Raw genomic sequence first — 12,190 nt, 5'->3', positions numbered from 1 at the left:
CCGCGAATCGCTGGCCGCGAACGGGAACCTGTGGACCGGCGTCGTCAGGCGAGTCGCTCGCCCCGAGCCTCGGCCTTCCAGTCGATGATCGTCTCGTGGCAAGCCGGGCAGACGAACTCCGTGAGCTTCGTCGTCTCGTCGTTGTATGTCATCCGCGTCCCACAGGTGGGGCAGTACGACATTATAGTTAATTATACTCCGCGCCGAGTCATAAGCCTTCGGCCCCGTTATCGGGAGACGATAGCGCGACGTTCGGCTGCCGGCGAGCGCGGGCGACAGAGGCGCGACGGGGCTACAGCGGGAGCGGCAGACGGGCGTCTGACTGAGCTTTAGGAATCACGCCGTCGAACGCCAGTCCATGCCGCGAGTACGACTCGACGTGGCCGAGCGGACGGCCGAGGAGACCCATCGCCGCGAGCCGGATCAGTCGCTGGCCGGGGGCCGGTCGGACGACTACATCGCCCGCATCGACACGGACGTGTTCGCCGTCCTCTCGAGGACCGCACACGCGGCCGGGAGCGGGAAACAGTCTAGAATCGAGCGCTGGCTGGACTGCTGGAGCGGTTAGTCGCCGGCCAGACGCGCGGCGATGCGCTGTGCGCCGACCGTCGGTGCCACGTCCGGCTGGTCGGCGGCTATCGCCTCGATTTCGCGGTTGAGTTCGGCGCTGAGCCGCTCCTCGAACTCCTCGACGACGCCGGGGATGCAGGCCATCCCGCCGGTGAGGACGATGGGCCGGTCCAGCGCGAGCTGATAGACCTTCATGTAGTCGTTCGCCAGTTCCGGCAGGAAGGTGTTGGCGAGTTCGTCGACTACGTCGTCGAGGTACTCGTCTACGGCGTCCATCACCGACCGCTCGATGGTGAACTCGTGAGAGCCGCCGCCGGGCTGTTGGATGATGTCGGTGAAGGGCTCGAAGTCGACGAAGTCGGCGTGTTCCTCCTTGTACTCGCGGGCGGTCTGCGTGTCGATGTTGACCCGGCCTTGGGTCTCCTCCTCGACGTAGTTTGCTATCATCCGGTCGACCTCGTTGCCCGTCACGGCCCCGGTGGTGAACGGCGAGAGCTGTTCGCCACGGCGGTACGCGGAGGCTTCGAGGTTCGTCGACCCCATATTGACCGCGAGGAATATCTCGTCGATGGCTTCGAGGTCGTCGCCGAAGGCCGGTATCGAGCCACACAGGGACTCGGGGTAACTCTCGACCAGCGAGAGACCGATGCTGGAGTCCTCGATGACCCCGCGGAGGTTCTCCAATCCCTGCGGGTTGTCGATGGTCGGGATGGCGTAGACGACCCCGCTGTCGGCCGGGATGTCGTGTTCCTCGATGATGGCCTCGAAGAACGTCTTGGTCATCTCGGCGCGGTCCTCGTCCTCGGGGAGCCCCGAACGAAGCATGTACTGGACCCGGTCGGGGTACTCCCGCGCGGCCTCCTCGCCGTAGAGGACCTTCTCTTCACCGGTGAGGGCGTCCTCGTAGGTCGCCATGCAGGTCAGCGTCTTGATGATGCGGTTCTCGGTCCCGTGGTCGTCCGGGAGGGCGATGACCGTCCGCGTGCTGCCGAGCTTGACGCCGACCGGCACCGTCGCCCCGCCGGTCGAGGGCTCGTCCTCGGCCGCGTCCGCAGCGTCGTCGTCACTCATGTACGGTGGCGTGTTGACGCCGCCCCGGTATATAACCTCTCGTCAAGAATCAGCTCTGATAGCCGCCCGGCTACTGCATCCCGGTGAGCTTCGCCACGTAGACGAGGCTCAGCATGTGGTCGTCGACGTCGAGGTCGTTGTCGTCGTTGGTCGCGGACTCGTCGATACCCAGCAGGTAGTCCGAGAGGTCTGACTGGACGCCCTCGGTTATCCAGTCGATGGAGGCGTAGTACTCCAGCGCCTCGTCGGCCCCCTGATACCCCGAGTGCATCAGCAGGAACTCCAGCCACTCGAAGACGACGAACTCGGCGGCGTAGTTCTCCGGCAGGTGGTCGAGGTACGGCTTCTCGGCGGCGTCGCCGCCGAGGAAGGGGAGCAGTTCGCGGTAGAGCCCGGCCCGGAACGAACTGCCGGCGAGCACCTCCTCGTCCTCGTCGTCGAGTCCCATGTCGATGTTCGCGGGGTCCGGCATGTCCTCGTCGTCGGCCAACCCGTTGCCGCGCTCGCCGCGCTGGCGAGCCATCTTGCGCAACTCGTCCAAGTCGTAGTCGCGCGGGTTGATGGTCATGATACCTCCTTGTTTCTACTGCTAGCTGATAAATCTTGCACCGCGTCCGACGGTCGTCAGACGCGCATTCGCCGGTTCTGGGCTGCGTCGGGGCAGCGGCACCGAATTACGCGGTTGATAATCGGGGGCGTATTTTTAAGAGTGGGCGGGACGGACATGCGGACAGTTCGACGATGAGCCGGCAATCAGGGTCCGGGACCGCGCGGCTGTGCGTGACCAACGCGAAGGGCGGGACCGGCAAAACGACGATAGCCATCAACGTGGCCGGTGCGCTCAACGACCGGGGACGGGACGTGCTGTTCGTCGACCTCGACCCGCAGGGCAACGCCACGGAGGGGTTGGGCCTCGTCGACGCCTACGACGCCGAGCCGCCGACGTTGTTCGACGCGCTGACCGACGACCCCGCGCTGGCGGGCGACCTCGTCGTCGACCACCCGGAGATGGACGTGATTCCAGCGAGCATCGACATGCTGCAGGCGGAACACGAACTCACGATAGCGGACCTCATCGCCCGCGTCCGCGCCGGGAACCGCGATATCGACCCCGAGGCGCTGGCCTCGTTCGCCCTCAACGTCCGACCGGAGACGGTCACGGGCGACCACGCGCTGGACGTGCTCGACCGCGCGCTCGCGACCGTCGAGGACGACTACGACTACGTCGTCATCGACTCGCCGCCGTTCTACGGTAAACTCACCGACGCGGGCGTCTACGCGGCCCAGCGCATCCTGATTCCCGCGCTGACGGAGGCCACCTCCGAGCGGGCCATCGAACTCCTGATGGACCAGATGGCCGCGCTGGAGTCCCAAACCGGCATCAGCGTCGGGACGCTCGGCGTGGTCGCCAACCGCGTCGAGACCACCGCCGAGGACGAGACGATGCTCGAGTGGTTCGAGATGGCGTTCCCGGAGAGCCCGGTCTGGGAGGTCCGCAAGCGCGTCGCGCTCCAGCGGGCGTTCAGCGCCGGGCGGTCCGTCTTCGCCACGGAGGAGCAGTGCGACATGGCGGCCGTCTTCGAGGACATCGCCGCCGAGTGCGACAGGCAGTTCGGCTTCGCCGACACCGAGGTGACAGCATGAGTGACGACGACGACCGTATGGACCGAGCGGAGCGCATCCGCAAGATGCGCGAGGGGAACAGAGACGAAGACGAGACCGACGACGCCGAGAGCGTCGCCGACGGCGGTCCCGACGAGACCGCGGACACCGACGCCGGCGGCACCGACGCCACGTCGACTGCCGCGGCCGATGCGGCAGACGACACCGACACGAGCGACGACGCCGCGTCGGACGGACCCGACGCCGTGGCCGGTGCCGACGACACCGGCGACGCGCCGGCCGACGAGACAGTCGACGAGGGGAGCGCCGACGCGGCGGCGGCCGCACAGCGGGCCGCGGAGGCCGCCGCGCAGGTGACCGGCACCGCCGGCGAGACCGGTGGCGGGTCGACCGAGACCGGCGACGTCTCCGCGACGGCCCAGCCGATGCAGGGGCCGACCGGGGTGGCGCTCCCCGACCAAGAGCTGCTCGACGAGGCGATGGCGACGGGCGCGGCCGGGACCGAGGGCGGCGCTCGCGCGGCGGCGGTCCAAGAGGAGGAGACCAAATCGCGCGAGCAGGTGGCCCGCGTCCTCGAGTTCGCGCTCGGCGAGGAGTACTACTGTCTCGACATCGAGTACGTCGAGGAGATCGTCAAGCGCGACGCCATCACGCGGGTCCCAAACACCGCCGACTACGTCGAGGGCGTCGTCGACCTCCGGGGCCAGATTACCACCATCCTCGACCCCACGGCGATGATGGACATCGACGAACCCGGCGACCAGAACCTCGTCGTCGTCTTCGACCCGGACATCTTCGAGGAGCAGGGCGCAGTCGGCTGGATAGTCGACGAGGTCCGGCAGGTCGTCCCGGTCTACGAGGACGAGGTCAACGTCCCGCCGGTCGACGCGGAGTACATCAACGGCGTCGTCGACCGCGAGGACGAGGAGCAGTTCGTCATCTGGGTCGAACCGGACGACGCGCTCCGACAGGCGACCGCCGAGGACGGCGAGGACTGACTCACTCGCCGTCGCCGAGGTCGTCGGGCGCGGCGTCCGCGTCGACGGCCACGCCCAGTTCTTCGCGCACGAGGTCGACGGCGTTTTCCACGGCCCCGACCGTCGAGAGATAGCCCGCGCCGACCGTCGTCTTCAGCGCCAGCGCCGGCCGGCCAGTGAGTACCGTCGGGCCGACCTTCGCCACGGCGTCGTCACCGACCGAGACCAGCCAGCCCGGCACGTCGAACGTGTAGCGGGCCAGTCGCGGCTCGAAGCCGTCGTCGCCGTCGCGGAGGTGTTGGGCCATGGCCGTGACGTTCTCGCCCGCGACCCGGGCCGCGCGGATGGCCGCCGAGGCGCTGGCCGGCACGGCCTGCCCGTCGCCGTCGACGACGCGGGCGGCGTCACCGACCGCGAAGGTCCGCTCGCCCAAGCGGAGGTCAGCCCTGACGACCGGTCGCTCGCCGTCGAGCGCCGGCGACCCCGCGATGCCGCCCGTCCAGACGAACTGGCCGTAGTCGAGTGACTCGCCGTCGGCGAGCGCGATGGCCGCGGCGTCCGCCGAGTCGACGGCGGTCCCGGTCCGGACGGTCACGCCGGCGTCGACGAGCGCGTCGCGGACCGCGCGCTGGAAGGCCTCGGGGAAGGTGGGGGCGACGGCGTCGGCCTGTTCGAGCAGGACGACCTCGGCGTCGATCCCCTGCTCGTCGCCCAGCGCTGCGAGTTCGCCCGCGACCTGTACGCCCGAGAGGCCCGCGCCGCCGACGACGACGCGGTCGCCGTCGTCGAGGTCGAGAAAGTCCGCGCGGATTTGCTCGGCGTGGGCGAGCCGTTTCAGCGGCGTGGCGTGCTCGCGCACGCCGGGGAGGTCGTAGAAAGCCGTTCGAGCGCCGAGACACACCGCGCCCACGTCGTAGTCGAGGCGGTCGCCGCCGGCGAGTTCGGCGACGCCGGCGTCCGGGTCCACGTCGACCACCTCGGCCCGCCGGCGGTCGCAGTCGAGTACGTCCGCCAGCGGGACCGCTATCTCGTCGGCGAGACCGGGCCGGCGGACGACCCGGTGGAGTTCGTGCTGGACGACGTGGTCGGCGGCCTCGTCGACGACGACGAGGTCCGCGTCGTCCGGGAGCGTTCGGTCGAGTTTCCGGGCGAGTGTGAGGCCGGCGTAACCGGCACCGAGAACGGCGACGCGCATACCGGACTGTCGGGCCGGACGGGGAAAACCCTGTCCGCGCCCCGTCAGAACTCGACGGCGACGCTCAAAACAGCGCTTCGTCGTCGTTGAGGACCCGCGCGGGGCCGCCGACCTCCCAGACGCGGGTGTCGACGCCGCAGTCGGCGACGACGCCCTCGACGCGGTCGACGTGGTCGGCGGTGGTGTTGACGTAGACGCTCGCGCCGGTGTCGACCGAGAAGTAGACGGGAACGTCTTCCTCGTTCCGGAGCGCGCGGACGGCGTTGAATATCTCGATGGTCCGGGGCTGCCAGTACACCCACCCCGCGGGGCCGGTCATCGTCGTCGCGGCCAGCGACAGGGAGTCGTGTTCGGCGAGTTCGAAGGTCCGCTCGAAGTCGGCGTCGTACAGCGCGTCCCGCATGTCCGAGATCTGGCCGTGGATGTGGGCCATCCGGGACTCGAACATGTGGCTGTCGGCGGCCTCGGCGTGGGCCTCCTCGGTCTCCTTGTAGGAGGGGACCATCCCGGCGACGACGCGCAGGTCGTCTTCGAGGTCGGTCTCGATGCGCTCGCTGCGGCAGTCCTTGTCGTTCATCCCCGTTCGGAGGTGGGAGAACGCCCCCGTGACCGCCCGCGCGGCCGACGAGGAGCCCCGACGGGCGACCGTCGAAATTTCGGGCCGGGTCATGTCGAGGCCGGCCGCCTCGACCAGCGCCATCGCGGCGGCGGCAAAGCCCGACGACGAGGAGCCAAAGCCGATGTTCGTCGGGAAGTCGTTGGCCGACTCGAAGCGGACGCCGTGGTCGATGCCGGCCAGTTCGCGGACGTGGTCGACGACGGCGTCGATGCGCTCTGCGCCCCGTCCATCGACTGTCTCGCCGTCGATGACGTAGACGTCCTCGTCCCGGTCGGGCTCGAAGGCCGCCGTGGTCTTCGAGTGGCTCGGTGCCGTACAGACGGAGATACTGTCGTGATACGGGAGCCGAAGCTCCGGGTCGCGCATCCCGTGGTACTTGACCAACCCCTGAATCGGGTGGGCCTTCGCTGTCGCCTTCATATCCCACCGTTCCGGGCCGGTTACTTTGCAATTGCGAACGGCGTCGGTACTCTTATTCGTGATACGACACATACACGACAAGTACGAATGCGAGTGACAGGAACGCTTCTCTCGGACCGGGGGCCCCTCGACCACGGCAGCGAGGTCGGACTCGCGGTCGGTATGGCCATCGCAGACGACATCGACGACCACCTCGACCGACAGCGGCGACTCCTCTCCGTCGCCGTCAGCGTGGGGGTCGCCGGCCTCGTACTCGGCCTGCTCGTGGTCGGTCTCGGCCCGGCGTCGGTGGGGCTGGGAATCGCGCTGCTGGGCGTCGTGACCGGGGGCGGCGTCGGAATGTACGCGCGCCGACAGGAACCGGACGTGAGCGTCGAGTCGGTCCAACGACGCTACTGGACCGGCTACCTGTTCCCCACGGCCGACGGGACGGTCGTCTACGACGGCGAGGGCGTCCTCTCGGACTCGTCGTTCACGCTCCGGCGGATTCCCGACCGGGACCCGCTCGAAGCCGCCGCGTCGTCGCTGGACGCGACCGACGACCTCCCGATGGTGAAAGCCCGTGACGACGACATCGAGGCGACCGTCCGCGACGCGCTCGCCGACGTGGAATCGGTCGTCGAGGCGGCCGACGAGACGGAGGTCACCGCCCCGCTCGTGGCGAGCGACGACGCGCTGGCGGGCGGACTGCGCCGCCTCGAACGCCACGCCGAACCGACGGCGGCCCGAGACGACGCGACGGAGGAGAGCGCGGCCGCGGAGGTCGAGAAGCTCCAGACGCTGGAGCGGGCGGTGGTCGAGGACGACACCGAGGAGACCCTCGAATCCGTCAAGGAGACCTCCGAGGAGACCGTCGAGACGCTGACTGAGGCCCAGTCGGAGGCGGTCGACCTACTGGACGAGCAGATACGCTCGGCGAGCAACACGCTCTCCTTGCCGACGTACGTCTTCTACTGCCCGAACTGCCACGAGGACGGCGTCGACTCGACGCTCGACGTGCGGGCCGGCGAGACGGTCACGTGGTCCTGTACGACCTGCCACGAGGAGTTCGAGGAGGAGGCCGTCATCGCCAAACACCGGGTCCGGGACGACCTCGTCGAGGACATCTGGGACGCGCTGTGGGTGGAGAAAGACGACCAGCGCCGCGAGGTGTACGAGAACATCGAGGACCAGAAGTCCGACCTCGAAGAGCGGGAGTTCGAGCAGCGCCGCGAGGAGATACGGACGGCGTGGGACCGTATCAAGGACGTGCGCTCGAAGATTCGGGATCTCGAGACGCAGGCCAAGGCCGGCGAGGGCTCTATCGACGCCATCTCCTCGAAGATGGTCGAGTACGACCACCTCGGACGACAGCGCCGCCAGCAGTTCGTCGACGACGTCGAAGCCGAGCGCGCGCGGATACGCGAACGCACCGACGAGATAATCGAGGAGACGCGCAACCTGAACCAACAGAAGCTAGAGGAGGCACAGGAGGAAGTCGAGGAGGCGGCCCAACTCCGGCGGGCCGAGGAGGAGCGCCGCCACCGGGAGGCGACGGCCGCGCAACTGATGGACGCGAAGGCGACGGCGATGGTCGCCGAGCAGATTCACACCCAAAACGAGATGATGCTGCGGGCCACCCAGCAGGAGGAGCAGTAGGATGGCCGACGAGAACGCGCTGACCCGCCAGATTTCGAACCGGCTCGGGACCGTCGTCGAGGAACTTCGGGCCATCAAGGGTCGGTTCGACGAAGTCATCGAGACGCTCAAGCTCGGCTTCGAGAACGTGCAGGAGGCCGTCGACAGGAACACGCAGGCCCAAGCGGAGCTGAAGCTGATGGAGCACATGGCGGAGGTGACGAGCATCAAGCCCCAGATAGAGGCCGAGCACGACCAGATAGCGGAGGAAAAGCGGGAACTGGACGAGCAACTGGACCACATCGGGGAACGGTTCGCGGAGAAACACGCGGAGCTAAACGAGCGCGCCGAGCGCCGGATACGGGACCTCGGCGAGCACATCTTCCGCGTCGACGAGGAGGAGTTCGAGGACGGCATCGAGCGGCCGTTCGTCGAGCACGTCTCGGGGACGTGGAGCGACCTGCGGAGCCACGCCGAGCGCACCGGCGACGAGCGGGCCGCGGGTCTGACGGCCGCCCTCGACGGCGCGCGGTCGGCGATAGACGGCTTCGTCGACGACCGGGAGCGCCTCCTCTCGGACATCGACCAGCACCGGACCGACGTGATGACCGACGCCGAGGAGCCCCAACCGGTCGAAGTGCCCTTCTACGTCGTCGGCGTCGAGCGCGACGGCGTCTACGAGGAGGTCGTCGTCCCGCCGGCAGACGTGGAGGCCAGCGACGACGGCTGGTTCGGGGCGACGCTGGACCCCGTCGACGGGCTGGAGACGCCCGCCGAGCGGGTCGCCGAGACCACGCTCGACGACGCCACCCCACGGAAGGCACAGGACCACCTCGTCGCCTCGACGGTCGAGGAGTACGGCCGCGACGGGCTGTTCGGGCTGGTGTCCTACGAGAGCGCCTTCGAGGGGGCGACCGGCGACGGCCTGACGATACAGGAGGAGCAGTGAGATGGCGACCATAGAGCAGACGCGGGCGCTCGTCGACGCCGACGAGACCTACCGCGGGAAGATAATCCCGACCGAACAGGCGGAACTCGACCGGCCGGTCCGGGTCGGCGACGGGGCCGTCGTCACCGGGGGCGTCTACGGTGAGACGGTCGACCTCGGGGACTGTGTCGTCGGCGCGTCGGTGATGGCGAGCGAGGGCGTCGAACTCGACGGCTGCGAGGTCGACGGCGACGTGGGGACGCCGGGAACGGTCGATGGGGCGGGTGCCCACGTCCACGGGACCGTCACCGGGAGCTACGTCGAACTCGAGGACTGCGTCGTCCGCGGCAACGTCGTCGGGACCGAGGTCCGGCTGTCGGACTGCACCGTCCTCGGCGTCGTCAGCGGCGAACGGCGGCTCGACCTGTCGGGGACGGTCTGTCACACGTTCAAGTCACAGACCGAGGCCACCCTCGACGACGCGGCCGTCGTCCTCCCGCAGGCCATCGCCAACGGCTCGGTCACGCTGGAGTCCCCGGTCGATGTCCGCGGGTTCGGCCCGGCGGAGGGGTTCGACGCCGACGCGGCCGACCGCCTCCGCCTGACCGAGGCCGACCTCGTGACCGACGACGGCGACCAGTACCTGACGCTCGCGCCGCGGCTGCTGGACCTCGACGCCGTCGCCGACAGGCTCGACGAACTGAGCGAGGAACTCCGGGCGCTCGTCGTCGAAGGCGCGGGCAGCGACGGGGCCGACCTCCACGCCCTCGACATCCCGGCAGTCCCGGCGGCGACGACCGCCGAGGACGCGGCCGACGGCGACGCGGACGCCGCCGACGGGGCGGACGACTGGGAGGAGGCGTGGGACGACGACGGCGAGGAGACACCGGCCGACGACGGGGGTGTCACGCCGGACGGCGAAGAAGTGACGGCACGGGAGGCCGAGCGCGACGCGGTCGAGGAAGCGCCGGGCGACGGCGATACCGCCGACGGTGCGGCGACCGACGAGCGCCACAGCGACGCAGCGGCCGACTCCGACGACCCGTTCGACGCGGAACTGGGCGACAGCGAGGAACCGAGCGGGGACGAATCGCGCGACGACCCCTTCGAGACACTCGGCGAGGCGGCGGACACCGACGGCGACGAGGACCCCTTCGAGAGCGAACTCGACGAGGACGCCGGAACGGTAGACGACGGCGCGAGCGAGGGGGCAGACGACCCCTTCGCGTCGCTGGACGAGGACGACGACACGGCTGACGGCGAGAACGACGAGGAGTGACCGCGCGAACCGCCGGCGTCGCGGGTCAGTACTCGGGGTTCTCCTCGCGGACGCCCTCGCGCTTGTTGACGAGGCGGGCGAGGGTGAACAGCGCGTCCGAGAGGCGATTGAGGTAGACGATGGCCGTCTCGTTGACGCCGGCCTCCTCCGCGGCCAGCGAGACGGCCCGGCGTTCGGCGCGGCGACAGACCGCCCGCGCGTGGTGGAGCTTCGCGCCGGGTTCCGAACCCGAGGGGAGGACGAACGACTCCAGCGGGTCGAGTTCGGCGTCGGCGTCGTCGATGATGTCCTCGACGGCGTCGACGTGGGTCTCTGTCAGTCGGGGGTCGCCCTCCTCGGGCTGTGGGTTGGCGAAGTCGGCCTGCACGATGTGGAGGTGGTTCTGTATCGCCCGGAGGTTGTCGTCGATGTCGTCGTAGCCGGTCGGGCGGACGACGCCGACGAGGGCGTTGACCTCGTCGACGGTGCCGTAGGCCTCGATGCGCCGGCTGTCCTTCGAGACGCGGTCCATGGTCCGGAGGTCCGTCTGCCCTTGGTCGCCGCGCCCGGTGTAGATGGTCATACCGGACGTGGCACTGCCACGCTCTTATAGCCGTGGGCGAAACGGATTGGCACCGCGGCGGGACCGGGACACCGACGGGCGGCCTCAGAGCCGCCGGCGGACCTCAGAGAGCGCCGCCGGCGAGAGCGCCACGTCGGCGAGAAACGCCCGTCGCTGGCGGTCGTCGCCGTGTCCGGCGACGAACCCGTTGAGCCGCGCCGCGACCGTCGAGTCGACGAAGGCGTCGCCACACAGCGCGGCGAGTTCGTCGCCGACGACCGGCGTCGACCGGAGTTCGTACTTCTGGTGGTAGTCTTCCGCGAGCGTGAACCCGTCGAGCGACTCGACCGGCGTCCGGACGGTCGTCCCGGTCCTGTCTTCGAGTGCGTCCCGGGAGCGCTCGGCGGCCGCGCGCTGGGCGTCGTCGTGGGCCAACACGACGCCGCGGTACTGGCGCTTGTGCGGGGTCGAGAAGGGGTCGTGGTTCGCCCAGAACGGCTCCAGCAGGTCGGCGTAGGACAGGGCGTCGGGGTCGTACTCGACCTGCACGACCTCGGTGTGGTCGCCAAGCGCGTAGTAGCTCGGGTCCGGGTCGGAGCCGCCGGCGTAGCCGACACGGGTCCGGACGACGCCCGGCGTCGCGCCGAAGCGAGCGTCCGGGCTCCAGAAACAGCCCATGCCGAACGTCGCGGTGGCCGTCTCGCCGGGCGGCGGTGCCGTCGCGTCGGGTTCCAGTTCGGCGGTGTGCCGGTCGGCCGTCTCGGAGTCGCGCATGGGCGAGGGAAGGACCGGACGGGTTTGTGTCCGTCGGCGCGGGCGAAACCGGGAGCTTCAATTGCGCCGGCCGAAAAGACCGCGTATGAGCCTCGAACTCGAACACTACTGCCCGGAGTGCGAGGAGTACCGCGAGTTCTGGAAAGTCGCCAGCACGTCGATGCATCTGGGGCGGAAAGTGAAGTGGCACTGCCCGGAGTGCGACTACGGGTTCGTCCGCATCGACAGCGAGGTCGACACCGGACAGGCCGCCTGAACGGAGTTCTCAATAGCGCTCGGGAGAGTTCTTAGCAGCATCTTTACCGGCCTCGGTCGAGCGCCCACGTGGAGACAATGAGCACGAAGCCGGACTGGGTCGCCGACGGCGACCGTCGGGACGGGGGAGCCACGAACGGGGTCAGGCTTGAGTCGACCGTCGTGGAGTACAGCGACGGCCCGGACCGCTGCACCGTCTACCCGCCGGGGCTGTCGAGCGTCGCGCGGATGTCGACGTGGCTGAGCGTCGACCGAGACGTCGTCGTCGACCTGCACGACGCCCGGTAACCGTGGTTTTTAACAGACGACGGCCACAGTAGT

The 12,190-nt window shown here is 69.2% G+C and carries 15 protein-coding genes; 8 read left to right on the top strand and 7 right to left on the bottom strand.

Going from position 1 to position 12,190, the window contains the following annotated elements; all coding sequences use genetic code 11:
- Positions 1-44 precede the first annotated feature (44 nt).
- Positions 45-182, bottom strand: coding sequence for a hypothetical protein (locus tag ACV7JO_RS03825; RefSeq protein ID WP_470355022.1), 138 nt, complete (start codon positions 180-182; stop codon positions 45-47).
- A 176-nt stretch (positions 183-358) separates the two neighbouring features.
- Here ACV7JO_RS03825 and ACV7JO_RS03820 point away from each other — a divergent pair, with 176 nt between their 5' ends.
- Complete coding sequence (locus ACV7JO_RS03820; protein WP_470355021.1) at positions 359-568, top strand: hypothetical protein; 210 nt, start codon at positions 359-361, stop codon at positions 566-568.
- On the opposite strand, the gene ACV7JO_RS03815 is transcribed toward ACV7JO_RS03820, so the two are convergent.
- Together ACV7JO_RS03815 and ACV7JO_RS03810 are read right to left on the bottom strand one after the other, a co-directional pair.
- Complete coding sequence (locus tag ACV7JO_RS03815) at positions 565-1,641, bottom strand: hypothetical protein (RefSeq protein WP_470355020.1); 1,077 nt, start codon at positions 1,639-1,641, stop codon at positions 565-567. The two genes, ACV7JO_RS03820 and ACV7JO_RS03815, sit on opposite strands and share 4 nt — an antisense overlap.
- Before the next feature lie 70 nt (positions 1,642-1,711).
- Positions 1,712-2,209: a FlaD/FlaE family flagellar protein gene (locus ACV7JO_RS03810; RefSeq protein ID WP_470355019.1), complete on the bottom strand. Its 498-nt coding sequence runs from the start codon at positions 2,207-2,209 to the stop codon at positions 1,712-1,714.
- A gap of 173 nt (positions 2,210-2,382) precedes the next feature.
- Here ACV7JO_RS03810 and ACV7JO_RS03805 point away from each other — a divergent pair, with 173 nt between their 5' ends.
- Positions 2,383-3,285, top strand: a complete 903-nt coding sequence (locus ACV7JO_RS03805; RefSeq protein ID WP_470355018.1) for a ParA family protein — start codon at positions 2,383-2,385, stop codon at positions 3,283-3,285.
- The gene (locus ACV7JO_RS03800) at positions 3,282-4,262 is read left to right on the top strand and encodes a chemotaxis protein CheW (protein ID WP_470355017.1); all 981 of its coding nucleotides are present in this window, start codon (positions 3,282-3,284) and stop codon (positions 4,260-4,262) included. Before ACV7JO_RS03805 ends, ACV7JO_RS03800 begins: the two co-directional genes overlap by 4 nt.
- Before the next feature lies 1 nt (position 4,263).
- Here ACV7JO_RS03800 and ACV7JO_RS03795 read toward each other — a convergent pair whose 3' ends face one another.
- Both ACV7JO_RS03795 and mvaD read right to left on the bottom strand, forming a co-directional pair.
- Entirely contained in the window at positions 4,264-5,436 is a 1,173-nt protein-coding gene (locus ACV7JO_RS03795) for an NAD(P)/FAD-dependent oxidoreductase (protein ID WP_470355016.1), read from the bottom strand.
- Between the two features lie 64 nt (positions 5,437-5,500).
- Positions 5,501-6,475, bottom strand: coding sequence for a phosphomevalonate decarboxylase MvaD (gene mvaD, locus ACV7JO_RS03790; protein ID WP_470355015.1), 975 nt, complete (start codon positions 6,473-6,475; stop codon positions 5,501-5,503).
- A gap of 87 nt (positions 6,476-6,562) precedes the next feature.
- Between mvaD and ACV7JO_RS03785 the strand changes: the two genes are divergently transcribed.
- The 3 genes from ACV7JO_RS03785 to ACV7JO_RS03775 are packed head-to-tail and all read left to right on the top strand — an operon-like array spanning position 6,563 to position 10,299.
- Positions 6,563-8,113: a hypothetical protein gene (locus ACV7JO_RS03785; protein WP_470355014.1), complete on the top strand. Its 1,551-nt coding sequence runs from the start codon at positions 6,563-6,565 to the stop codon at positions 8,111-8,113.
- 1 nt (position 8,114) lies between these two features.
- Positions 8,115-9,041, top strand: coding sequence for a hypothetical protein (locus tag ACV7JO_RS03780; protein ID WP_470355013.1), 927 nt, complete (start codon positions 8,115-8,117; stop codon positions 9,039-9,041).
- Position 9,042: 1 nt separating this feature from the next.
- Entirely contained in the window at positions 9,043-10,299 is a 1,257-nt protein-coding gene (locus tag ACV7JO_RS03775) for a hypothetical protein (protein WP_470355012.1), read from the top strand.
- Between the two features lie 25 nt (positions 10,300-10,324).
- Here ACV7JO_RS03775 and ACV7JO_RS03770 read toward each other — a convergent pair whose 3' ends face one another.
- Positions 10,325-10,861: a cob(I)yrinic acid a,c-diamide adenosyltransferase gene (locus ACV7JO_RS03770; RefSeq protein ID WP_470355011.1), complete on the bottom strand. Its 537-nt coding sequence runs from the start codon at positions 10,859-10,861 to the stop codon at positions 10,325-10,327.
- An 84-nt stretch (positions 10,862-10,945) separates the two neighbouring features.
- Positions 10,946-11,614, bottom strand: coding sequence for a peptide-methionine (S)-S-oxide reductase MsrA (locus ACV7JO_RS03765; RefSeq protein WP_470355010.1), 669 nt, complete (start codon positions 11,612-11,614; stop codon positions 10,946-10,948).
- A gap of 85 nt (positions 11,615-11,699) precedes the next feature.
- Here ACV7JO_RS03765 and ACV7JO_RS03760 point away from each other — a divergent pair, with 85 nt between their 5' ends.
- Complete coding sequence (locus ACV7JO_RS03760; protein ID WP_470355009.1) at positions 11,700-11,870, top strand: DUF7838 family putative zinc beta-ribbon protein; 171 nt, start codon at positions 11,700-11,702, stop codon at positions 11,868-11,870.
- A 77-nt stretch (positions 11,871-11,947) separates the two neighbouring features.
- A complete protein-coding gene (locus tag ACV7JO_RS03755) occupies positions 11,948-12,157 on the top strand; it encodes a DUF7511 domain-containing protein (protein WP_470355008.1) in 210 nt (69 codons plus the stop codon).
- Positions 12,158-12,190: the final 33 nt, after the last annotated feature.

The organism is Haloarcula sp. MBLA0138 (assembly GCF_055632455.1).
Note: the sequence above shows the minus strand (reverse complement) of the source record. Positions and strands in the feature narration are given on the sequence as shown.